Annotated in this window: 23 protein-coding genes; 13 read left to right on the top strand and 10 right to left on the bottom strand. The window is 61.4% G+C overall.

What is annotated here, in order from left to right; genetic code table 11:
• Window positions 1-16: 16 nt before the first annotated feature.
• The 3 genes from fnr to ABD05_RS21150 form a co-directional block, all read right to left on the bottom strand.
• Window positions 17-763 (bottom strand): fumarate/nitrate reduction transcriptional regulator Fnr, encoded by a 747-nt coding sequence (fnr, locus tag ABD05_RS21160; RefSeq protein ID WP_047902056.1) that lies wholly within the window; start codon window positions 761-763, stop codon window positions 17-19.
• A 102-nt stretch (window positions 764-865) separates the two neighbouring features.
• Window positions 866-1,333, bottom strand: a complete 468-nt coding sequence (locus ABD05_RS21155) for a universal stress protein (RefSeq protein ID WP_047902055.1) — start codon at window positions 1,331-1,333, stop codon at window positions 866-868.
• A gap of 590 nt (window positions 1,334-1,923) precedes the next feature.
• Window positions 1,924-2,334 carry a DUF3005 domain-containing protein gene (locus ABD05_RS21150; protein ID WP_047902054.1) on the bottom strand — a complete coding sequence of 137 codons (411 nt, stop codon included), beginning with the start codon at window positions 2,332-2,334 and terminating at the stop codon, window positions 1,924-1,926.
• Window positions 2,335-2,611: 277 nt separating this feature from the next.
• Here ABD05_RS21150 and ABD05_RS21145 point away from each other — a divergent pair, with 277 nt between their 5' ends.
• Complete coding sequence (locus tag ABD05_RS21145) at window positions 2,612-2,845, top strand: hypothetical protein (RefSeq protein ID WP_047902053.1); 234 nt, start codon at window positions 2,612-2,614, stop codon at window positions 2,843-2,845.
• Window positions 2,846-2,973: 128 nt separating this feature from the next.
• The gene (epsC, locus tag ABD05_RS21140) at window positions 2,974-3,894 is read left to right on the top strand and encodes a serine O-acetyltransferase EpsC (protein ID WP_047902052.1); all 921 of its coding nucleotides are present in this window, start codon (window positions 2,974-2,976) and stop codon (window positions 3,892-3,894) included.
• A gap of 29 nt (window positions 3,895-3,923) precedes the next feature.
• Here epsC and ABD05_RS21135 read toward each other — a convergent pair whose 3' ends face one another.
• The 3 genes from ABD05_RS21135 to ABD05_RS21125 form a co-directional block, all read right to left on the bottom strand.
• Entirely contained in the window at window positions 3,924-4,727 is an 804-nt protein-coding gene (locus ABD05_RS21135) for an SDR family oxidoreductase (protein WP_047902051.1), read from the bottom strand.
• A complete protein-coding gene (folE, locus tag ABD05_RS21130) occupies window positions 4,727-5,356 on the bottom strand; it encodes a GTP cyclohydrolase I FolE (RefSeq protein WP_047902050.1) in 630 nt (209 codons plus the stop codon). Before folE ends, ABD05_RS21135 begins: the two co-directional genes overlap by 1 nt.
• 89 nt (window positions 5,357-5,445) lie before the next feature.
• Window positions 5,446-6,372, bottom strand: a complete 927-nt coding sequence (locus ABD05_RS21125; RefSeq protein WP_047902049.1) for a LysR family transcriptional regulator — start codon at window positions 6,370-6,372, stop codon at window positions 5,446-5,448.
• A gap of 166 nt (window positions 6,373-6,538) precedes the next feature.
• Between ABD05_RS21125 and pobA the strand changes: the two genes are divergently transcribed.
• From pobA to ABD05_RS21090, 7 genes are all read left to right on the top strand, one after another.
• Window positions 6,539-7,771 carry a 4-hydroxybenzoate 3-monooxygenase gene (pobA, locus tag ABD05_RS21120; protein WP_047902048.1) on the top strand — a complete coding sequence of 411 codons (1,233 nt, stop codon included), beginning with the start codon at window positions 6,539-6,541 and terminating at the stop codon, window positions 7,769-7,771.
• Window positions 7,772-7,914: 143 nt separating this feature from the next.
• Window positions 7,915-8,631: a 3-oxoacid CoA-transferase subunit A gene (locus ABD05_RS21115; RefSeq protein ID WP_047902047.1), complete on the top strand. Its 717-nt coding sequence runs from the start codon at window positions 7,915-7,917 to the stop codon at window positions 8,629-8,631.
• Window positions 8,632-8,644: 13 nt separating this feature from the next.
• Window positions 8,645-9,301: a CoA transferase subunit B gene (locus tag ABD05_RS21110; protein ID WP_047903702.1), complete on the top strand. Its 657-nt coding sequence runs from the start codon at window positions 8,645-8,647 to the stop codon at window positions 9,299-9,301.
• Window positions 9,302-9,389: 88 nt separating this feature from the next.
• On the top strand, window positions 9,390-10,763 hold the full coding sequence (locus ABD05_RS21105) for a 3-carboxy-cis,cis-muconate cycloisomerase (protein WP_047902046.1): 1,374 nt from the start codon (window positions 9,390-9,392) through the stop codon (window positions 10,761-10,763).
• Window positions 10,763-11,548 (top strand): 3-oxoadipate enol-lactonase, encoded by a 786-nt coding sequence (gene pcaD / locus ABD05_RS21100; RefSeq protein WP_047902045.1) that lies wholly within the window; start codon window positions 10,763-10,765, stop codon window positions 11,546-11,548. Before ABD05_RS21105 ends, pcaD begins: the two co-directional genes overlap by 1 nt.
• Before the next feature lie 10 nt (window positions 11,549-11,558).
• On the top strand, window positions 11,559-11,945 hold the full coding sequence (gene pcaC / locus ABD05_RS21095; RefSeq protein WP_047902044.1) for a 4-carboxymuconolactone decarboxylase: 387 nt from the start codon (window positions 11,559-11,561) through the stop codon (window positions 11,943-11,945).
• A gap of 297 nt (window positions 11,946-12,242) precedes the next feature.
• Window positions 12,243-13,601, top strand: coding sequence for an MFS transporter (locus tag ABD05_RS21090; RefSeq protein WP_047902043.1), 1,359 nt, complete (start codon window positions 12,243-12,245; stop codon window positions 13,599-13,601).
• A gap of 57 nt (window positions 13,602-13,658) precedes the next feature.
• Here ABD05_RS21090 and ABD05_RS21085 read toward each other — a convergent pair whose 3' ends face one another.
• Together ABD05_RS21085 and ABD05_RS21080 are read right to left on the bottom strand one after the other, a co-directional pair.
• Window positions 13,659-13,907 carry a hypothetical protein gene (locus ABD05_RS21085; RefSeq protein WP_047903701.1) on the bottom strand — a complete coding sequence of 83 codons (249 nt, stop codon included), beginning with the start codon at window positions 13,905-13,907 and terminating at the stop codon, window positions 13,659-13,661.
• Window positions 13,908-14,014: 107 nt separating this feature from the next.
• On the bottom strand, window positions 14,015-14,632 hold the full coding sequence (locus tag ABD05_RS21080; RefSeq protein WP_047902042.1) for a LysE family translocator: 618 nt from the start codon (window positions 14,630-14,632) through the stop codon (window positions 14,015-14,017).
• 249 nt (window positions 14,633-14,881) lie between these two features.
• Here ABD05_RS21080 and ABD05_RS21075 point away from each other — a divergent pair, with 249 nt between their 5' ends.
• The 4 genes from ABD05_RS21075 (at window position 14,882) to ABD05_RS36475 (ending at window position 19,819) form a co-directional block, all read left to right on the top strand.
• Entirely contained in the window at window positions 14,882-15,184 is a 303-nt protein-coding gene (locus tag ABD05_RS21075) for a hypothetical protein (protein ID WP_047902041.1), read from the top strand.
• Between the two features lie 172 nt (window positions 15,185-15,356).
• A complete protein-coding gene (locus ABD05_RS21070; RefSeq protein WP_047902040.1) occupies window positions 15,357-16,439 on the top strand; it encodes a hypothetical protein in 1,083 nt (360 codons plus the stop codon).
• A 445-nt stretch (window positions 16,440-16,884) separates the two neighbouring features.
• Window positions 16,885-18,735 carry an ATP-dependent nuclease gene (locus tag ABD05_RS39010; RefSeq protein WP_047902039.1) on the top strand — a complete coding sequence of 617 codons (1,851 nt, stop codon included), beginning with the start codon at window positions 16,885-16,887 and terminating at the stop codon, window positions 18,733-18,735.
• A gap of 286 nt (window positions 18,736-19,021) precedes the next feature.
• Window positions 19,022-19,819 (top strand): FkbM family methyltransferase, encoded by a 798-nt coding sequence (locus ABD05_RS36475; protein WP_082146182.1) that lies wholly within the window; start codon window positions 19,022-19,024, stop codon window positions 19,817-19,819.
• Here the strand turns inward: ABD05_RS36475 and ABD05_RS21060 are convergent.
• Window positions 19,807-21,222, bottom strand: a complete 1,416-nt coding sequence (locus tag ABD05_RS21060) for a sensor histidine kinase (protein ID WP_047902038.1) — start codon at window positions 21,220-21,222, stop codon at window positions 19,807-19,809. The two genes, ABD05_RS36475 and ABD05_RS21060, sit on opposite strands and share 13 nt — an antisense overlap.
• A 534-nt stretch (window positions 21,223-21,756) precedes the next feature.
• Window positions 21,757-22,629 (bottom strand): helix-turn-helix domain-containing protein, encoded by an 873-nt coding sequence (locus tag ABD05_RS21050; RefSeq protein WP_047902036.1) that lies wholly within the window; start codon window positions 22,627-22,629, stop codon window positions 21,757-21,759.
• Window positions 22,630-22,919: the final 290 nt, after the last annotated feature.

Raw genomic sequence — 22,919 nt, 5'->3', positions numbered from 1 at the left:
CGCGCGCCGGGCGCGATCAGACTTGATGGAGGCCGTCGAAGTCGACGATCTGCACGTGGCGACCCTGCATTTCGATCAGGCCGCGCTTCTGGAATTTGGACAGCGTGCGGCTGACCGTTTCGAGCGTCATGCCGAGGTAGCTGCCGATGTCTTCGCGCGTCATCCGCAGGTTGAATTCCGACGGCGAGTAACCGCGCTTCAGGTAGCGCGACGACACGTCGAGCAGGAACGCGGCGACACGTTCTTCGGCATTCAGCGAACCGAGCAGCATCGTTTGCGACGTTTCGCGCACGATCTGCTCGCTCATCAGCTTGTGCATGCGCAACTGCATCGAGCCGGCTTCCGAGCACAGTGTCTTGAGCGCGCTGTACGGAATCACGCAGACGGAGCTGTCTTCCAGCGCGACCGCGGTGCGCGGATGCGTGTCGTCGCAGATGCCGTCGAGGCCGAGCGCTTCGCCCGCGAGATGCAGGCCCGTGACCTGTTCGCGGCCGTCATGGCGCGTGGCGACGGTTTTCAGCGAACCCGAGCGCACCGCGTACAGGTTGTCGAATGCGTCGCCCTCGCGGAACAGCGCTTCGCCGCGCTTGACGGGGCGAGCCGCGCAGATGACCGACTCGAGGCGACTGAGCGCTTCGGGCGCCAGGCCCTGCGGCATGCACAGGTGCCGCATTGCGCATGACGAGCAGTGCGCGGCCTGGCGAGGAGCCCAGCTGCCGGCATGAGGCGTGGCGGCGGGACGTGTGGCGACGGGCGTCAGCATGATCGTTTACTCCGGCGTTGAATCGACGGAATCATTGTCCCACCGCAAGTTGCCGCTGTCGGGTGACAAAACGTCGCGACCGCCGCGCATGCCGAACGCCGTTCAGGCGGCTTGTTCGTCCACGTTGGCGGCGGCCGGAATCAGCAGCACGGGCAGCGTCGCGTGCCGCACGCATTGTTCGGCGATGCTGCCGAGCACGAGACGGCGGAACCCGCGGCGGCCGTGCGTGCCGAGCACGAGCAGATCGGCGCCGAACGCCTTCGCGCCTTCGAGGATCAACGACGACACATCGACGAGCGATGTCGCTTCGGTCAGCCGCGTCTCGCCCTTCACGCCCGCTGCCTGCATCAGCTTCGTGAAATCCTTCGCGAGTTCGTTGCCTTGCGCGACGAGCTGATCGCGCAGCACGGACGGATCGTAGCCCGGCACGTTGTAGTAGATCGCGGCGTTCTCGACGACGTAGAACGGTTGCAGCTCGGCGCCGTGCGCTTTCGCGAGCGCCAGCGCCGCATCGAACGCATGGCGGGACGTGTCGCTGCCGTCGACGGCAACCAGAATACGCTTGTACATAGTGTCTCCGAGTGGCGGGTTGAAACGAAGTCGGCCGGCTGGCCGATCAGTCCGGGCAATGCTGCGAGGCAGAGTAAACCAATGGCGGGGACTTTGCAGTGCGGTGCCCGTCGCACCGCGCGGGCGCGACGCTTCCGGCGCTGCCGTGCACGCGATGCATCCCGCACTGCGCGACGCGTGTCGCATGGCTGCGTCGTATCCGTCGTTCGCGTGGTCGCCGGGCGGTTCGAGACAGTCGGCTCCAGCGTGATGACGGGTGAAGACCGCATCGCCGCCGGGAACGGATGCGCGGGCATCGGAATCGCGCAATGCACGGGTGCACGCATCGCGGCGCGTGCATGTCGCACCGACACGGTGCGCCATGCCGCGCCGATGAACTGCACGCATCGTCATTCAATCGCAACCGCGCCGTTTCGACATGACTTCGATCAACCCATGTGCGTCGCTGCGATTCGCGGCATGCATGCAACCGCCGATGCCGGTGCGCGGAATCGTTCGCTTGAGCACCCGTCGCGTGCGCCAATCCGCCGGCATCGGTCGTCGACCGACGTCGGTCCGCAAACGAACGATCGATTCAAACGCCGCGCCGGTTACCTCGGCACGGCCGTCAGTTCGATCACGCGTTCCGGCCGCCGTCCGTGGCCGGGCCAGTACGCGCTGCCGTACATCCGGTGGACGGGACCGAACTGCGCATCGCTCGCGGGCGACGGCGCGGCGAAGCCTTTCTCGATCACCGCGTAGCCCGCGCGCAGCGCGAACGCCGGATGGTTGCCGCCGTGGCGGCTGTCGAAACCGGCGATGCCGTCGCCGGCTTCGGGCATCGAATTGACGAGCGACGCGTTGCTGCCCGTGATCTGGTCGGGCGAGATCGGCCCGCCGCCGGCGAGAAGCCACGCCTCGCGGTTCTTGCCGTCGGTGTCGACGGTGCTGTCGTGGGTTTCGTCGTTGTCGAGCTCGACGCTGTGCGGATGCAAATGACCTGTTCGACCGGATGATTCCATCGCGGCTCTCCTGACGGCGAAGCGGTCCGGATCGAAGCAAATCCCGTTCCGGGCATGACGGGAAAAGGCGCGCGGGCGATCGCCGCGGTCGTGTGACGCGCACTGATTTGTCATGATTTATTTCAGCTAGAAGACGCGTTTTCTACAGAGTATGATTCTTTTCCTGCGGAGTGGCGACAGGGGGATGCAATCTCGCCGCCTCTGCCCGCGACGGGCGCCGCAGCACCCTTAAAGACGGGTAGTGAACAACAAACAAGGGACTAGAGGTGGCGGATTCATGCAAGCGACTACTGCCTTCACGCACCGCGGTTATCTGTTGAATTGCGCGCCCGCGCGCGCCAGTGACGGTTCGTTCAAACCCTACGTCGTGATCTCCCGATCGAGCGACGGGGAGTTGGTTGCGAACCGTTTTTTCCCGACCGAACTCCAGTTCAACGACGAAGGCGCCGCGATCGCGCACGCGCGCGACTGGGCCGTGCGCTGGATCGACGCGAGCAGCATCACGATGTGACGCCGTCGCGCGTCGGCCGTCCGGCCGATTCCCGGTGCGCCGCTCCCGGACAAAAAACGCGGTAATCTTGTGGAACCCGTCACTTTATTAGCGGCCGTGCGACCGAGCGCGGCCGCCTGCATTGGCATATGTCGACATCACCCGTCCGTCAGTGGGGCCTCGAAGAAATCGTTGCCGGCTTGCGCGAGTCGCGCGAGGAACTCCATCGCACGCGCCATCCGCGCGGCATCCGCGAACTGCCGTCCCGCGACGCGATCTGCAAGATTGTGACCGGCCTGCGTGCGTCGATGTTTCCGACGCATTACGGTGCGCCGGATCTCACCGACGAAAGCGTCGACTACTACGTCGGCCACACGCTCGAAAGCACGCTGCGCATCCTGTCCGAACAGGTTCGTCGCGCGCTGCCGTTCCTGCCCGAATATGCGGACACGTCGTTCGCCGAGCTCGACGAGCGCGCGTTCGAGATCGCGCGCGAATTCGGCCGGCAGTTGCCGGCGGTCCGTGCGCTGCTCGTCAGCGACATCCAGGCCGCGTACGCGGGCGATCCGGCCGCGCAGCACATCACCGAAATCCTGCTGTGCTATCCCGGCGTGCTGGCGATGATGCACCATCGGCTCGCACACGCGCTGCACCAGCTAGGCGTGCCGCTGCTCGCCCGTTTCATCAATGAAATCGCGCACTCGGCCACCGGCATCGACATCCACCCCGGTGCCCGGATCGGCCCGAGCTTCTTCATCGACCACGGCACCGGTGTCGTGATCGGCGAGACGGCGATCATCGGCGAGCGTGTGCGCCTGTACCAGGCCGTCACGCTCGGCGCGAAGAGCTTCCCGGCCGATGGCGACGGCGCGCTGGTCAAGGGCAACGCACGGCACCCGATCGTCGAGGACGATGTGGTGATCTACGCGGGTGCGACGATTCTCGGCCGCGTGACGATCGGGCGCGGCTCGGTGATCGGCGGCAACGTGTGGCTTACGCACAGCGTGCCGCCCGGCACGAGCGTCGCGCAGAGCAAGGCCCGCGAAGGCGGCAGCGGCGAGAAGCCGTAACGCGGCGCGCGGCCGCCGCTGCGGGTGCGTCAGTGCTTGCCGGCGGGCGAGCGGTGCTTGTACAGCACGTCCTGGTCGACGCGGATCAGGTTCTGCCCCGCATCGACGACGAAATCCACGCCGTTGTATGCATTGCCCGTCAGCAGCAGGATCGCGCTCGCGACGTCGTCGGGGCCCGCGATGCGCGCGAGCGGCGTCGATGCGCGGCTCGCATGTTCGAAGTCGGCCTGCGTCTGGTCGTCGCTCGGCAGCATCAGCCCCGGGAACACCGCATTCACGCGCAGCACCGGCGCGGACGACAGCGCGAGCATCTGCGTGAGGTTGCCGAGCGCGGCCTTCGCGACCGTGTAGCTGAAATGGTCGCGATGAAAGTTTTCCTTGATCTTCTGGTCGACCACATTCACGACGACACCCTGCGTGCCGGCCGCGCGCGCCCGTTCGTAGAACGCGCGCGTGAGCAGGATCGGCGCGCGGCAGTTGACGGCCCACGCCTGGTCGAACGCCGCGAGATCGAAGCTCGGGAAATGGTCCTGCCAGAACACCGACGCGTTGTTGACGAGCACGTCGAGGCGCCCGAAGCGCGCATACACCTGGTCGATCAACGCGGTGATCTGCGCGGCATCCGACAGGTCGGCCTGCAGCGCGATCGAATCGTGCCCGCGTTCGGCGATCGCGCGGGCCGCTGCCTGTGCGGCATCGGCCGAACGGTCGTAGTGCACCGCAGTGCGATAGCCGTGCGCGGCGAAATACTCGGCGAACGCGCGTCCGGCCCGGCGCGCGGCGCCGGTCACGAGCACGACGGGCGCGTGCGCCGTTTGCTTCGTCGACTCCATTACGTATTCGTCAGGTTGACTGAAGAAGGATTGGCGACGATCGACAGGAATTCGCGACGCGTCGACGGATCGGTGCGGAACGAGCCGAGCATGCGCGACGTGACCATCTCGACGCCCGGCTTGTGCACGCCGCGCGTCGAGATGCACTGGTGCGCGGCTTCGAGGATCACGCCGACGCCCTTCGGCTGCAGCACGTCGAACAGCGTATCGGCGATCTGCACGGTCATCTTTTCCTGGATCTGCAGGCGCTTCGCGAACGCGTCGACGAGGCGCGCGAGCTTCGAGATGCCGACGACGCGATGGTTCGGCAGATACGCGACGTGCGCGCGGCCGATGATCGGCACCATGTGGTGCTCGCAGTAGCTCTCGAAGCGGATGTCCTTCAGCACGATCATCTCGTCGTAGCCGTCGACTTCGCTGAACGTGCGCGCGAGGATGTCGCGCGGCTCCACCGCATAACCGGCGAAGAACTGTTCGTACGCGCGCACCACCCGTGCGGGCGTGTCGACCAGGCCTTCGCGTGCGGGATCGTCGCCGGCCCAGCGCAACAGCACGCGGACGGCGTCTTCTGCTTCTTTACGGCTCGGTCGGGATGCGGCCGGCTCGGGCCGCGCGGATTTTTTACCCATGTACAGGCTCCATCGAATGCGGCCGCCCGAGGCGGCCGGAATCCGGCCATTGTTTCATGCTTTCGCGGGTCGTGTGCGTGGCCCGGCGCTCACTTCGGCCATTCGTCCTGCTCGTCGTTGAACAGCGATGCGACCACGCCGCGCAGCCACGCGGTGCGCGGATCGTTGTGATACTTGCGATGCCAGTGCTGCTTCAGGTCGAAGCGCGGCAGCGCGAGCGGCGGCTCGACGGGCACGATGAACGCGTGCTCGGCCGCATACGCATAGCCGATCGCATGCGGCACTGTCGCGATCAGGTCGGTGCGGCTCAGGATGAACGGCAGGCTCATGAAGTGCGGCGTCTCGAGCACCGCGCGGCGTTGCATGCGCTGCTTCGCCAGGTACTTCTCGAGCACTTCCTGGCTGCGCCCTTCGGCACGCACCACCGCGTGCCCGCATGCGAGGAACTGCTCGACCGTAAAGGGCGGCGCCTGTTCGAGCGGATGGCCGCGCCGCATCAGGCAGACGAACCGGTGCGTGAACAACCGCTGCTGGAAGAAGTTGTTGCCGTCGAGATCGGGGAAGTAGCCGACCGCGAGATCGATCGAGCCGGCTTCGAGGCCGCGTCCGACTTCATCGTGCGCGAGCGACACCGAACGCAGGTTCGCGTGCGGTGCGCGCGTCGCGAACGCCTGCAGCAGCTTCGGCAGGAACACGATCTCGCCGACGTCCGACAGCGCGATCGAGAACGTGTGCGTGCTCGCGGCCGGATCGAAGTCGTGCGGCGCGACGAGGCCGCGCTCGATCTGCGCGAGTGCGTCGCGTGCGGCCGGCAGCAGCGCGAGGGCGCGCGGCGTCGGCTCCATCCCGCGCGACGTGCGCACGAACAGCGGATCGCCGAAATACTCGCGCAGCCGGCCGAGCGCCGTGCTCACGCGCGGCTGGCTCACGCCGAGCAGGTCGCCCGCGCGGCTGACGTTGCGCGTGTCGTCGAGCGCGACGAGGTAGGGAATGAGGTTCAGATCGAGCGTATCCATCACCGGGCCAATATCTTCAAAACGTATACAACATATCTCCTGAATCGCGTTGCCGCATAGTCGGGAAAGCGCTCAAATGTATTCCATTACTCGAACCAATGTTCAGCTTTGCATGGGACCGGAGTAAGCGCTGAAGCGCTAACTCCGGTCGACAAGGAGACAAACTATGCGCACCCAAGTCGCGATCATCGGCGCCGGTCCGTCCGGCCTTCTGCTTTCCCACCTGCTGCGCCTGCAAGGCGTCGATTCCATCCTCGTCGAAGCGCGTTCGCGCGAATACTGCGAGAACCGCATCCGCGCCGGCGTGCTGGAGCAGGGCACGGTCGATACGCTGAACGACGCCGGCCTCGGCGACCGGATGCGCCGCGAAGGGCTCGAGCATCACGGCATCGAGCTGCTGTTCTCCGGGCAGCGCCACCGCATCGACCTGTCCGAGCTGACCGGCGGGCGCGCGATCACCGTCTACAGCCAGCATGAAGTCGTGCGCGACCTGATCGCGGCGGGCGTCGAGCATGGCCACCAGATGCATTTCGAAGTCAGCGACGTCGCGCTGCACGACGTCGAAGGCGAGCACCCGTTCGTCACGTTCAAGCACGCGGACGGCCGCGCGGACCGTATCGACTGCGACTACATCGCCGGCTGCGACGGCTTCCACGGCATCGCGCGCCAGACGATCCCGGCCGAGCGGCTGAACACGTTCGAGCGCGTCTACCCGTTCGCGTGGCTCGGCATCCTCGCCGACGCGGCGCCGTCGCTCGACGAACTCGTCTATGCGCATCACGACAACGGCTTCGCGCTGTTCTCGATGCGTTCGCCGACGGTCACGCGCCTGTACCTGCAGTGCAAGCCCGACGAAGACCTCGCCGAATGGTCCGATGCGCGGATCTGGGACGAACTGCACACGCGCTTCTCGAACGACACGGGCTGGACGCCGACCGAGGGCCGGATCACGCAGAAGAGCGTGACGCCGATGCGCAGCTTCGTGTCGGAGACGATGCAGCACGGCCGGCTGTTCCTCGCCGGCGACGCCGCGCACATCGTGCCGCCGACCGGCGCGAAGGGGATGAACCTCGCGGTCGCCGACGTCCGCGCGCTGTCCCGCGCGCTCGGCGCGCGCTACCGGACGGGCGACACGACGCCGCTCGACACGTATTCGGCGACCTGCCTCGAACGCGTGTGGCGCGCCGAGCACTTCTCGTACTTCATGACGAACATGCTGCACTCGTCGCCGGAGGATTCGCCGTTCGTCAATCGCCTGAAGTTTGCCGAGCTGAAATACGTGACGCGCTCGCGGGCCGCCGCGCAGTCGCTCGCCGAAAACTACGTCGGGCTGCCGTTCGACGACGCAGCGACCCCCGAGGCAACCCGCCTTGACAACGCGCTGTGCGCGACTCTATGATCGGCCCATCGTTCGCTAATCGAATCTAGGTTCGAATAGCGAACAAATGCCGGGATCGAGATCGGCCCCGGCGCGGCACGCGGCACGCGCGTGTCCCCTCGACAGGCCGCGCATCGTGCCGCGGGTTCGTATCAGGAAGAGACATGGTCAACAAGATTTTCGAATCGCTTCAGTCGGCGGTTGCCGACGTCCACGATGGCGCGACAATCATGATCGGCGGCTTCGGCACGGCCGGCATGCCGTCCGAGCTGATCGACGCGCTGATCGAACAGGGCGCGCGCGACCTGACGATCGTCAACAACAACGCGGGCAACGGCGAGACCGGCCTGGCGGCGCTGCTCAAGGCGAAACAGGTGCGCAAGATCATCTGCTCGTTCCCGCGCCAGAGCGACTCGCAGGTGTTCGACGGGCTGTACCGCGCGGGCGAGATCGAGCTGGAACTCGTGCCGCAGGGCAACCTCGCGGAGCGCATCCGCGCGGCGGGCGCCGGCATCGGCGGTTTCTTCACGCCGACGGGCTTTGGCACCAAGCTCGCGGAAGGCAAGGAAACGCGCGTGATCGACGGCAAGCAGTATGTGTTCGAGACGCCGATCCACGCCGATTTCGCATTCGTGAAGGCGTACAAGGGCGATCGCTGGGGCAATCTCGTGTATCGCAAGACCGCGCGCAACTTCGGGCCGATCATGGCCAGCGCGGCGAAGGTCGCGATCGTGCAGGTGTCGGAAGTCGTGCCGCTCGGCGCGCTGAACCCGGAACACATCGTGACGCCGGGCATTTTCGTTCAGCGCATCGTCGAGGTGCCGCAGGCCGCTCATGCGGCCGAGCTGGCCGCCGAACACGCTGCATCGCAAGCCGCTTGAGGGAGATATCCAGATGAAACGACTGACCCGCGATGAAATGGCCAAGCGCGTCGCCCAGGACATCCCCGAAGGCGCATACGTGAACCTCGGCATCGGCGTGCCGACGCTGGTGGCGAACCACCTCGACCCGAGCAAGGAAATCTTCCTGCACAGCGAGAACGGCCTGCTCGGCATGGGCCCCGCGCCCGCACCCGGCGCAGAAGACGACGAACTGATCAACGCCGGCAAGCAGCACGTGACGCTGCTCACCGGCGGCGCGTATTTCCACCATGCCGATTCGTTCGCGATGATGCGCGGCGGCCACCTCGACTACTGCGTGCTCGGCGCGTTCCAGGTGTCCGCGAACGGCGATCTCGCGAACTGGCATACGGGCGCGCCCGATGCGATTCCGGCCGTCGGCGGCGCGATGGACCTCGCGATCGGCGCGAAGCAGGTGTTCGTGATGATGGAGCACCTGACGAAGCAGGGCGAGAGCAAGATCGTCGCGCAGTGCTCGTATCCGGTCACCGGCGTGCAATGCGTGAGCCGCATCTATACGGATCTCGCCGTGCTCGACGTGACGGCCGATGGTCTCGCGGTGAGCGAGATCTTCACCGACCTGTCGTTCGACGAGTTGCAGAAGCTGACCGGCGTGCCGCTGATCGACGCGACGCAAAAGGCCGCCGCCTGAACCGCAGGCGTGCCGGCGCGCGCGGTCGAGCGCACGCCGGCACGCTTGGGTGGACAATAGGCGCACGCCGTTTCCCCAATCTGATGCCATGCTCGAAGACAGCGCCCGCCTGACCTCCCTCATCTGCGGCACCGAGCCGCTCAACCGGATCTGGTCGCCGCGCGCGACGATCCAGCGGATGCTCGACGTCGAGGCCGCGCTCGCGCGCGCGCTCGCCGCGCAGCAGGTGATTCCCGCCGCCGCGGTCGCGCCGATCGAACGCGCGTGCGACGCAAGCCGGCTCGATGCCGACGCGCTCGCGCACGGCGCGGCGCTCGGCGGCAATCTCGCGATTCCGCTCGTCAAGCAGCTCACCGCGCAAGTGAAGGCCGACGACCCCGAGGCCGCGAAGTTCGTGCACTGGGGCGCGACGAGCCAGGACATCATCGATACCGCGACCGTCCTTCAGCTGCGCGACACGCTCGACGTGCTCGAGCCGCTGCTCGACGAAGCGTGTGCATCGCTCGCGGCGCTCGCGCGCACGCACCGTGCGACGCCGATGATCGGCCGCACCTGGCTGCAGCAGGCGCTGCCGATCACGCTCGGCCTGAAATTCGCCCAATGGCTCGATGCGCTGCTGCGCCATCGCGCGCGCTTCGCCGAATTGCGCGAGCGCGCGCTGGTGCTGCAGTTCGGCGGCGCGGCCGGCACGCTCGCGAGCCTGCGCGAGCACGCGCGTGGCGTCACGGCCGCGCTCGCGGCCGACCTGAAGCTCGCCGTGCCGGCTGTGCCGTGGCATACGCAGCGCGACCGCATCGCGGAAGCCGCGTCTTGCTTCGGGATGCTGACGGGTACGCTTGGCAAGATCGCGCGCGACGTGTCGCTGCAGATGCAGACCGAAGTCGGCGAGCTCGGCGAACCGGCCGCCGCCGGCAAGGGCGGTTCGTCGACGATGCCGCACAAGCGCAACCCGGTCGGCTGTGCGGCCGTGCTGACCGCCGCCGTCCGCGCGCCGAACCTCGTCGCGACCGTGTTCGCGGGGATGGTCCAGGAACACGAGCGCGCGCTCGGCGGCTGGCAGGCCGAATGGGATGCGCTGCCCGACCTCGCGCGTCTGACGGGCGGCGCGCTCGCGCAGATCGCACAGATCGTCGCGGGCCTCGACGTCAACACCGAACGCCTTGCCGCGAACCTCGACCTGACGCACGGGCTGATCCTCGGCGAAGCCGTGATGCTCGCGCTCGGCGACCGGATCGGCCGGCTCGATGCGCACCACGTCGTCGAGCACGCGTCGAAGGAAGCCGTGCGCACCGGCGCGCCGCTGTTCGACGTGCTCGCCGCCGATGCGACCGTGTCGGCTCACCTGTCGCGCGACGCGCTCGCGCGGCTGCTCGATCCCGCACATTACGTCGGCGAGGCGCAGGCCTATGTCGACGCCGTGCTCGCGCTGCATGCGGGCACGACCCAACCAGGAGAACATTGATGCCTTTCGCCACTGTCAACGGCGTGAAACTGCATTACCGGATCGACCGTGCGGCGCGCGACGACGCGCCGTGGCTCGTCTTCTCGAACTCGCTCGGCGCCGACCTGCAGATGTGGGCGCCGCAGATCCGTCCGCTCACGCAGCACTTCAATATCCTGCGCTACGACACGCGCGGCCACGGCCATTCCGATGCGCCGGCCGGTTCGTACACGATCGAGCAGCTCGCCGGCGACGTGATCGGCCTGCTCGACCACGTCGGCATCGCGCGCGCGCATTTCTGCGGGATCTCGATGGGCGGGCTGACCGGTGCCGCGCTGGCCGCGCGCTTCCCGTCGCGCATCGTTCGCGCGGTGCTGTCGAACACCGCCGCGAAGATCGGTTCGCCGGAAGTGTGGGCGCCGCGTGCGCAGAAGGCGCGCGCCGAAGGGATGGCCGCGCTTGCCGACGCCGTGCTGCCGCGCTGGTTCACCGATGCGTTCGTCGAACGCGAGCCGCGCCTGTTCGACGCGATCCGCGACACCTTCGTGCATACCGACAAGGACGGCTATGCGGCGAACTGCGACGCGCTGAACGCGGCCGACCTGCGCGAAGAGGTGAAAGGCATCGCGCTGCCGGTGCTCGTCGTGACCGGCGCGAAGGACATGTCGACGCCGCCCGATCAGGGTCGCGCGCTCGCGGCCGCGATTCCCGGCGCGCTTCACATCGAATTCGATGCCGCGCATATTTCGAACATCGAGTGCACCGGCGGCTTCAACCGCGCGCTGCTCGATTTCCTGACTGCGTGAGGCACCGGCAATGGACGACCAGGAACGTTACGAAGCAGGGATGAAGGTGCGTCGCGCGGTGCTCGGCGATGCGCACGTCGACCGTTCGCTCGAGAACCGCACCGAGGTGACCGACGAATTCCAGAACCTGATCACGCGCTATGCATGGGGCGAGATCTGGACGCGCGACGGCCTGCCGCGCCATACGCGCAGCCTGCTGACCATCGCAATGATGGTGGCGCTGAACCGTGGCGAGGAACTGGCGCTGCATCTGCGCGCCGCGCGCAACAACGGCGTGACGCGCGACGAGATCAAGGAAGTGCTGCTGCAGACCGCGATCTATTGCGGCGTGCCGGCTGCGAATTCCGCGTTCCATCTCGCAGACAAGATCTTCAAGGAACAGGACGGGGCCGAGTAAGACGGCCAGTCAGGTGCGGCCGGCTGAGGGCGGCCGCAACCGATCGCGTGGCCCGCTGTCGCAAGGGGCCATCGACGACGGGATCGATGAACGCGCCGGCAGAGCATCGGCGCGCGGCACACCGGATGGCCGGTGGGCGAACAAAGGAAGGGCGCGGCAACCATGCCGTATTGCTCATAACTATTAGCGTTGCATGGGACCGGAGTAAGCGCTGAAGCGCCAACTCCGGTCGACCGCGCAGCATGGGATCCAAGTAAGCGCTAAAGCGCTAACTTGGATCGACACAGGAGACACGCGATGAATCGCACACCCGTGGTCGATGTCCAGACCTTCATCAACGAGCAGCCGTTCGGCGGCTTTCAGTGGCTCGTGTTCCTCATGTGTTTCGTGATCGTGCTGCTCGACGGCTTCGATACGGCCGCGATCGGCTTCATCGCGCCGTCGCTGCTCGGCGAATGGAACCTCACCAAGCCCGATCTCGCACCCGTGCTGAGCGCCGCGCTGTTCGGCCTCGCGTGCGGCGCGCTCGTGTCGGGCCCGCTGTCCGACCGGCTCGGGCGCCGCTCGCTGCTGCTCGGCTCGGTATTCCTGTTCGGCGTCGCGTGTTTCGTGTCCGCGTTCTCGACGACCATCGGACACCTGACGATCCTGCGCTTCATCACCGGTGTCGGGCTCGGCGCGGCGATGCCGAACGCGGTCACGATGATGGGCGAGTTCTGCCCGGACAAGCGCCGAGCGACCGTGATCAACCTGATGTTCTGCGGCTTCCCGCTCGGTGCCGCATTCGGTGGTTTCCTGGCCGCGTGGATGATTCCGCATTTCGGCTGGCGCAGCGTGCTGATGCTCGGCGGCGTGACGCCGCTGCTGCTCGGCGTGCTGTTGCTGCTGAAGATGCCGGAATCGGTGCGCTTCATGGTCGCGAGCGGCCAGGCGGTCGACAAGATCCGCGCAACGCTCGCACGCATCTCGCGCGACGCGCTGAATGCCGGCGCGTTCGCAATGACCGAATCCGCGCCGCAGACGGGCAGCAAGGGGCTCGGCGTCGTGCTGTCGCGTTCGTACATCGTCGGCTCCGTGATGCTGTGGATCGCGTACTTCATGGGCCTCGTGATCTTCTACGCGTCGATCAACTGGATGCCGATCCTGCTGAAGGATGCCGGCCTGACGCCGAAGAGCGCGACGCTGATCTCGGCGCTGTTCCCGCTCGGCGGCGTGGGCGCCGTGCTGTGCGGCGTGCTGATGGACCGCTTCAACGCGAACCGCGTGATCGCCGTGTGCTATGCGCTGACGGCGGTGAGCGTGTATGCGATCGGGCAGGCGGCCGGCAACGTCGGGTTGCTCGTGCTGGTCGTGTTCGTGGCCGGCGTGCTGATGAACACCGCGCAATCGTCGATGCCGGCGCTTGCCGCCGCGTTCTATCCGACCGAGGGGCGCGGCACGGGTGTCGCGTGGATGCTCGGCGTCGGCCGCTTCGGCGGGATCGCGGGGTCGTTCCTCGTCGCCGAACTGACGCGCCGGCACTTCACGTTCGCGGGTGTGTTCGCGACGATCGCCGTCGCGGGCGTGCTCGCGTGCGTCGCGTTGCTGATCAAGCAGATGGCGCGGCCGCATGGCGTCGCGCAGCCGGCGGGCAAGATCGAGTCGCTCGGGCATTGAGCGAAGCGTGGGCCGGTGCGATGCGCCGGCCCACTGTGAGCGGCACTCTTCGTGCCGCTATTCCTCCGCGTCGTGTTCCTTGACGAAGTTGCGCAGATACGCGCGCAGCGCGGCCTCCCGGCTGCGATGATCGGCGAGGTTCGCGGCGCCCATCTCTTCCTCGTCGCCGAACAGCGTTGGCGGCGCGCAGTAAGTGCCGACTTCGATGTTGTCGCGCAGCACGAGGATGTCGTGCGTGAGCGGGTGATACTCGGCGATCCAGTGCATCCCCTCGATGTGCTCGCCCGTCCTCAGGAATGGCTTCATCGGCTTGTCTCCCGGCAGCAGCGGCGCGACCGCGAAGCGGCTGCGCGCGCCCGTACCGAAAGGGTACGCCTGCATCACATGAATCTCAACGGGCGCGCTGTGAGCGCTCACTGCGGCAGCAGGTGCGCGATCAGCGGATACAGCGACAGGATCAGCAGCACGGCCATCGTCACGTTGAAGATGCGCAATGCGCGCTGGTTCGACAGGAAGCGGCGCAGGCCGAGGCCGAACGCGGCCCACAGGCAGATGCACGGAAAGCCGATCAGGATGAACACGACGGCCATCCACGCGGCGTTCATTCCGTAGTCGGCGGACAGGCGCACCGTCGTCGCGGCGGTCAGCACCATCATCCAGGCTTTCGGGTTGACCCACTGGAATGCGGCGGCTTCGATGAACGTCATCGGCCGCGGCTTGCCGCCGTTCGCCTTCACTTCGCCCGACGTGCCGATGCGCCACGCGAGGTACAGCAGGTACGCGACGCTTGCGGCTTCGAGGATCGTGTACAGCAGCGGCAGGCGCTTGAACGCTTCGCCGAGGCCGAAGCCGACGCAGAGCATCAGGATCGCGACGCCGATGCTGATGCCGAACAGGTGCGGCATCGTGCGGCGGAAGCCGAAATTGACGCCGGACGCGAGCAGCATCGTGTTGTTCGGGCCGGGCGTGATCGACGTGACGAGCGCGAACAGCATGCCGGCGGGCAGCGCGCTCAGGGTGAGGAATTCCATCGCGGATTCTCCATTCGGTTCGAGACTGGGATGGAGATCAGTTTAGCGACGGTTGGCGGTACGGTACCGGTACAGTTGGTTTGACGATTGCCGGTACGGGGAGGGGGCTGGCGACGGTAGGAGGTTGTTGTTGTCTTGTTGTCTCTCAGAAAAGATGTCCGCAGTCTCGATATGTTGTCTTTGAATAATTGGCTATCCTCGTACGTGCTCGTCGATGTTGAACCTCATTATCGAATCACGAGATCAAACATGTCATTTGAAAACAAGGTGATCGCCTATGCAGAGTTGGTGCAATCGACTCAAATTCTCGTTGGCCAATGTCTGGCTGCTGCCGCGGTCGAGGAGATGATGGCCCCGAAGTTGGCACACGTCGATTTTGCTCAGGGGGATTGCTTGCTTTGGTATCGGATCGCATCGCGACTAGCGTCGAAGAACGCGGGCGAAAACTCTCGATTGAGCAAGACGACAAGCACGTCAAAGAACTCATCGACCGTGCGTTGCCAACGGGTGCCTGACGCGTTGTCGCTCGCGGATGGTCGCGGCGTTCCGTGAAAGGAGGGGCACACTCGACCACATGTCTGCGTTGTAGACAACGGGCCTAGTTTGCGCAATCGATCTACGGGATGCCTTTCTCGAGTCAGCATCGACACGATTTGGCGATCGGCGATTTGAATGTCGCAATACATGCGAGGCCTGTATAAACATCAAAATAATAGAGGGATGTATGAAGCATTGGATTGATGCGGTACGCGGGGTACTGCGACGCCCGGAGATTCGGCTTGTAGTCGCGTTTTCCGGATTGGCGTTGGCGACGAGAATTGTCACCTATAGCTGGGGAGTCACGCTTGTAGGCACAGCCTTGTTCAGTTTTATGTTGTGGGACCTGTTCGTGGAGTGGCGGCGATTCCTGCCGCCTTTTCGCAGGATGATGTTGAAGCGTGCAATGCGCATCATGAAAGCGCTACGGCCGCTGCGTAAGCTTCCCCCCGATGTCCCGGTCCTGTATGGCGCTGTCATGATGTACATAATTGCTCGTCTGATCCTGGCCACCCTGCATTGGATGCCCTTGCTCGGTTCCATACACGAGATGTTCTGCATCGGTGTGGTGACCTCGATTGCGGCACTTCGGCACGCACATCTGATACTTGCCCGGATCGCGAAGTGGTCGTGGGGAAAGATGCTCGGAAAAGCGTTGTATGCGCTGTCGACTGCGGTATGTGTCGCAGTCGGAACTGCGCAAGCAATACGTACGACGCGACTGTTGACCCACGCAGATGCGAAGTACTTTCCGAGCTTCGTTGGTCTTCTGTCGTCCTGGTATGTAGTTCTAAACTTTGTCCGTTGCGCGGCAATTTTCCTTACCGTGTGCGGCACAATACTTATTCTGATCAACCTGCCGTCGCTCTTGTTGCGATCCGTGCGAGCCTGGTTCAAGTTCCTCCCGAAGGAGAGGACGAACAGGGTATTCATTTGGTGGCGAAGAGTGCGCTTCGGGCGTCGAGGCGATCCGGCGCTGCAAGGTCGCTACTTGCGCGACATTATCGAGCTGTTTACCCCGATGGCTTTACTCGGTATCGCGGCGGTGATCGTCGCTGCACCGGAGTCGATAGCAGGCGCACGGGCTACTGCAATAATCCTCAACCAGACGCTATTTGCTATGGAGTACACCGCTGATGGCGGTTGTCCGGCAGTCGGCAACCTGCCGACCGTGCATCTTGATCGAGATTTTGTGTCGACGGGGGTGTTGGTAGGGAACCGGCTGATTACAATGCGGCAAGAGTGTCATGGCCCCGAGAAAGCGAAGTAGCGACTGGCGCTGATGGCCTAGGGGAAAGCCGGTGAGTATGGAGCGGAAAACCTAGTCGTGCCGGATGCGGATGTCGGAGTTCGAGCCGAGGATGAGAGTGCTTGAATGACTGAGAGGTGAGACGGTCGACGTGAGTAAGGCGATGCTGCGCGGCAGTTGCATTTGCTTATGTCGTCGCGCCATACACCGATCTGGACCTCGCGGTATGTCGTTGGCTATTGATGACGGCGCGTTGCTGTATCGAATCCAAGGCTGATCCTATTGTGATCTTGGGCCGACCATATAAGTCGACTGCGGAGTTCGACTGTAGTCAGTCGCGGTTATTGGGTTGTTGACGTAAGATTGACGATGACTAGTCACACTGCGACGTCATCGAACGATGAAAATAAAGCTGTTGTACTGAGGCGTCAGTGTTCAAGACAGTTTGATATCGGGGAGAAATCGCATGCGCCTGTGTCGCTTCGAGGTCAGAAATTTTAAGTGCGTCGAGTATGCCAGCTTGGAGTGGGAGGACTTGCTGGTGCTAATCGGTGAAAACAACGCCGGCAAGTCAACCATCCTGTCGGCCATTGCTGCTTTCCTGAGCGGCAGCGCTATTAAAGACCCATCGTTGTTCCGGCGACATCTGACCGATGTGGCGAACGCGATCGAGCTCATTGGACATTTCGACGGTCTCAGCGACGAAGAGACAACTCAGGTAGCAGTTCGTGGTCGCATGAGCGGCGACCGCTGGGTCTTGAAGAAGCGCTACTGGTTCGAGCCCGGCGAGGACGGCGAATCGGGTGGGTGGAAAGAGGCGCTGTATTCCTTCTCCGGCGCGGAGCGATTTGAAGGCTGGCCAGAGGCTGACGCGACTTGGAATGCATTTCCAGAGGAATATCAGCCGCTCATTGCGGCGCTGCCAAATCGCGGAGTTCGCCCTACGAACGCTGCGAGAGAGACCCTGCGCGAGGCGGTGCGACGGCAACGGCCTGACCTCGTGGCTTTCGGGGCGCCCAATTGGGTGCCTAACCCAGGTGGCGGCGGAAATTGGAAAAGCAACGCCAACTCCATCCTGCCACGCCCCATATTGGTACGGGCGGTGCAAGAAGCTAGCGACGAGACCAACGCGAAGGATGCGTCGACCTACGGCAAGTTGGTGAATCTCATTGTCGAGCGAAGCTTGGCACAGCGTCCGGAAATGGTTCGGTTGCAAGAGGCGTTGGACGAGGTGTTGGCCTTGTTCCGCCCTGACGAGGCCAATCCTCAACGCCAAGCCCAGGAGGTTCGTGACCTACAGGACCGGATCAACCGGAGCCTTAACGAAGTAGTAGGAGGCCAGGCGCTGATTCGTACGGAAGCGCCGGAGATTCGATCGATGGTGCTGCCATCAACGTCTCTGGTCATCCGTGACGTGGAAGCAGGCATCGATACTGACGTTGGACACCAAGGACACGGCCTTCAGAGGACATTGGTCATTACCTTGCTGCAATCACTGGCCGATGCGCAGGCGCAGGTTGTACCTGGTGCGGCCCTCGCACCGGTAAGAGCCAACATCTTGCTGATCGAAGAGCCGGAGCTATATCTTCATCCGCAAATGGAGCGGTTGATGCGTGACGTGCTGTATCGTTTGGCTGAGCAAGCTTCTACCCAAGTGGCATGCTGCACTCATTCACCAGTGTTCCTTGATATCGCCACCAAGTATCGAGCCATCATTAGGATGTTCAAGACGCCACAAGGTGACGCGGCTGCGCATCAGGTGACCCAAGATCTCTTTCCCGGGCAACCTCTCCAAGCCGACAGGCAGCGACTGAATACTGTTGCACGCTTCGATCCTACCGTGAACGAGCTTTTCTTCGCCAAACGGGTCGTGCTTATGGAGGAATTTAGCGCTATTGCAGCTTTCGAGCGAGGCGCAGAGCTAATGGGACTGTTCGAACGACATCTACGACTTCGGCGCGAGGTGTCGCTTGTGGACTGCAACGGCAAATCGAACATCCCAGCGTTTCAGCGCGTGCTGAACGCATTCAACATCCCCTATCGCGTACTGCACGACGAAGATCCTGGCAATCCGGCCGAGCAGGCAAACAACCAGAATATTCTCGCTCTGTTAGTCGCTGGTGCAAATCAACGGCATTTGGTTGCGCCAGATCTGGAGGGCCTCTTGGGATATCAAGCACCTCGCAAAAACAAGCCTTTTCTAGCCGTCAGCACCGTGGAAGATCTCCACGCCCAAGGCCAGCTACCAGCTGCGTTTCGGGAGGCTGTCTGCATGGTCTACTTTGGTCAAGCGGTCGAACCGCTGCCGCCTCCCTGATCACTGAACTACCTTGCGCCGTCAGAGTTTGTGGCGAAACACCGGGCGACCGCGGATGCTCCTGCCGCTTTCCAGGAGTTGGTTTAAAGGGACTTTGCTAGAAGCCCATTGGCCCTATTGAAGGGGGCAGGTCACCCCAGCACCTCGATCATCGTCTTGACTAGACCTGCGTCTTGCCCCCTGCATTTAAGTGCGACGATCGCCCCGTTAAGCATTGCGAGCACAACTTGATACCGTTAGACTTGGTGCAATAATCGTGTGAATCGAAATTTCAACGAGGGTGTTCATGAAAATTGCAAATGTACTGGTATCGACTAATCATGGTCCACTCATCGTTAACAGGAATGACGAAAATCATAATCAAGAATACGGAACATATGGCGTTGGCTGGAATCTTCTGGAGACTGGTAATTTTTACCAGAGTGACATCGAATTACTCAAAGCAGTCTTGCGAATAAAGAAAACGGAAAATGCAGGCAGGAGACCGACTATTGCGGTTGACTGTGGTTCCAATATCGGTGTGCATACTATCGAATTCGCTAGAATGCTCGACGGAGTGGGTAATGTAGTCTCAATCGAGGCGCAACGGCCCATTTATTATGCGCTGTGTGGAAATATCGCCATCAACAATTGCTTTAATGTCGATGCTCGGAACGTCGCCATTGGTGATTCAAATGGTTCTTTGCGCATTCCGTTCATAGATTATCATCGGAAATCGAGTTTTGGTAGTTTAGAATTGATTCAGGGTGATGGAAATGAAAACATTGGTCAAAGTGTCGATTATGACTCCGGGTATGAAATTCCTTTAATTTCGCTCGACTCGTTGAACCTCAAGTGCATTGATTTGATAAAGATCGACGTAGAGGGTATGGAAGATGCGGTGATCCGTGGCGCAATCGAGACGCTGAAATCGACGCGCCCTGTAATGTTTATTGAGAAAATAAAATCGAACTCAGATAAAATGTTACGGACATTGGCTAACTTGGAATATTGTTTGCATGATCTTGGTCCCAACGTCTTAGCCATAGCAAGTGACGACTCTGCTGCTCTCGAAATCCGTGAATTGGTAGATCACCATTCCTGATCGGCTGGCATTATTAATTCGGAATCGGGGCGAGGCAGAGATGAAGCGTGTTTTATAAGACGCGTCTCGTACGGAAGTTTGACCGTGAAAACCGCCCCCTTTCCGACATCGCTTTCCACGGCGATACTACCTCCCAAGACTTCAACTAGGCCGCGCACTACGGCGAGTCCCATACCATACCCGCTGACCGGCGAGTTCTCGTTGAGCGGACTTTGGTAAAATGGCGAAAACAGAAACTCAATCTTGTTTTTTTCTATTCCGATTCCTTCATCGATGACTTGGACCTTTACGCCGTTGCCGAGGAAATCAGGAAAAATAGAGCATCGAATCTGAACTACACCACCCGACGAGTATTTGATCGAATTTTCAACGAGATTGTCCAAGATCTGCTGGACGCGCTGCCCATCCGACCGGAACCTTGTTGTTGGTCCATCAAAATTCGCTTGTAGACGGATCCCCTTTTCACTCGCTTTCGGTTTGAAGCGACGAATAACTTCACTAGTAATCTCCTTGAGATCAACGGAGCAAACACGAAGGTTGATCTTGTGTGTTCTCAGTCGAAGATAATCAGTTAGATCCCGCATATGGGTTTCGATATGCCTTACCGCTTGGTCGATATTTGTGACTGCACACATGAGTTCCCGGTTGGTGGCGTAGTGCGAAATGTTTTCTGTTGCAGACACGATTGTTTGCAGTGGATTACGCAACTCATGATTAATTGATGCGAGAAACACTTGCTTCGTATGCGCTACTTGCCGCGCGGTTTGGAGCGTCTTTTCGAAATATCGAGCCGAGCGCAAAAACGTGAGAATCGCAATAAAAAACAATAGCGAAACACCGATATTGCTATAGAGCAAGATGCTTCGATTTCGCAATGTCTCGGCAAGGTGAGCATCGCGCCGCCTGACTTCGGAAAACCCGACAGCACCGACAAATTGGTCGTACGCGGTGACGAACACCGTAGATTCCTCGATCATGGCGTTCGCTATCCTTTCGCCCCCATTGGGGAGTTCGTCCATCAATACGTCCATCTTCAAGAACGATCGTCGGAGATCGTCGACCGTCCTCGAGTATAGGGGCTGTTGGTAGGCCGATTTGGTTGTTTCAGAACGCTGTGAAATCACAAAAAATTTGGAAACCAGGATTTCGTAGTCGAATCGCACCTTGTCAAGATTATTTTGCTCGCTTATTTTGTATTTGAGTAACGAGTTTCGAAATTCATCTGAGGCAATTCGAAATTGCGCGATTCCCCAATAAGGATTCTCTGTGGGGCCAACGATGTCGTAAACGGATTGAAACCGTATGATATAAACAATGAAAATTATCCAAATAAAGAATAAAAATATAATTGCCGGTATCAAATGCTTGGACTTGAGGATTGCGTTTGTTTTATTGGTTTTCATTTTACAACGATCGCCCTGATTTGACGTATTTCTCGAGTTGCATAGTCTGAGGTTCTGAGAGATTTCTCGTTTCGATCCAGCGGATAGACCAAAAAAAGTGGACCGAGATCTCTCAACTTAAGGGGAACTCCATCTCTCGTGTAGGCCAACAGGGGATGAAAGGTCTCAATGTCTGTAGTCGGAATGTCTCGAGAGACATAGCCGTCGTACGCGACTATGTCTAGTTGAGTACCGCTCGCCTTCACATGGTCAAGTACATCCTCGAGAAGCGGGCCCCGAAATTTCGCGGTCGGTGTCCAAGGCGTTGACGTAGCTATCTCGTGTTGAGGCAGAGACAACAGCGCGCGCTCGTCGAAGTAATACGTTTGTCCGTCGGATGCATTTCGAATCTCGATCTTCCCGGATACAGTCAACGCGAGCGGCACGATGTCAGCATCACAAGCGGCGCTCGTTGCGAGAGCGACGCAGAAGAGCATTAGCGTCGCCTGCAACTGCCTGGTAGCCGAGCCTAACAATAGGGTGGCAAGCATGGATTTATCGGTTGCAAAATGGCTCGAGCGCAGCGGCGATAACGGGAGCGCGTGCAGGTTTCTCATAGGGACCAATGATTCGATAGGTCGTCATCATTTCGGCAATTGTATTCATATGTTCGGCATGTCCCATGTATGCAGTCAGGATAATGATCGGGGAACGAATGTTGTGCCTGTCTCGGATCACTTCTATGCACCGTCTCGCGGTTTCGTGTCCTATTAGCCAGTCGAGGATGAACCCACTAAAGCAAATATTCTCTACTGAGGCAAGAAGCGCATCGATCGAGTAGAACGGCACTGTTGAAAAGCCTCGCTTGCGCAATGAGCGGGCGAGTTCGTCTGCTGCGTCTGAGTTGTCATCGAGGATTGCGACCGCCGGGGCGTCTAGCGCAGGGCGCCGTCCGTCGATCTCGATCTTCTCGACCCGGTAGTGCATGCCAGCCGGTGCATGTTCGGCGCGATGTATATGCCACTGATTGTCTGTTCGTATCGCCACGAATGCAGACGAAGGATCCCCCGCAATAGTCTGTGAACCAATCCGGGCGATGCACGGTAATTCGTCATTGCCGATAACAAAAATGGAATTCTGACCGAAACAATTCAATTTGTCGGTGTCGCTGACATCTTGAAATAGATCGCCGGGTGAAACGTCAAATGCCGATGCAATCTCGCGTATCTGGACGAGTGTCCACGGGCTTTCGCCTTTGATTTTCCGATGCGCCTGCGAAGGGCTCAGATGTAGATACTCGCTGATCGTCGCCGCGTGGCGACGCCTCGGGATGCCGTTTCTTTCGAAGAGACTTCGCACACGCTCGGCAATCAGAGGCGCATCGAAATCAGGCTGAATCTCATCTAAAGGCCTTGAATCTGGAATCATTATTTCTCACCCAGAAAAATTGTATGCAATGCAATCATTTAGTTGAAAAATGCACTTGACACCACTTTTGCGTAAGGCTATCGTCAGATCAATCGCATGATATTCCATGATTTGCTCATGTTACAAGCGAAATGTAGCATGTAATGCAACTTAATAATTGCATTGCATGCAATGATGGCGGAGTGAAAACTGATTTATCCGGTTGTCCGTGGGTACCGGAGGACATGGTTGCTGAAAATATTGTGGCTGAACTGTTCTGAGAATCACTTCAATTAACTTTTCTCCTAGCG

Origin of the sequence: Burkholderia pyrrocinia, assembly GCF_001028665.1 — a bacterium.
Lineage (GTDB): Bacteria > Pseudomonadota > Gammaproteobacteria > Burkholderiales > Burkholderiaceae > Burkholderia > Burkholderia pyrrocinia.
The sequence above is the reverse complement of the archived record's forward strand: the minus strand, read 5'-3'. Positions and strand labels throughout refer to the sequence as shown.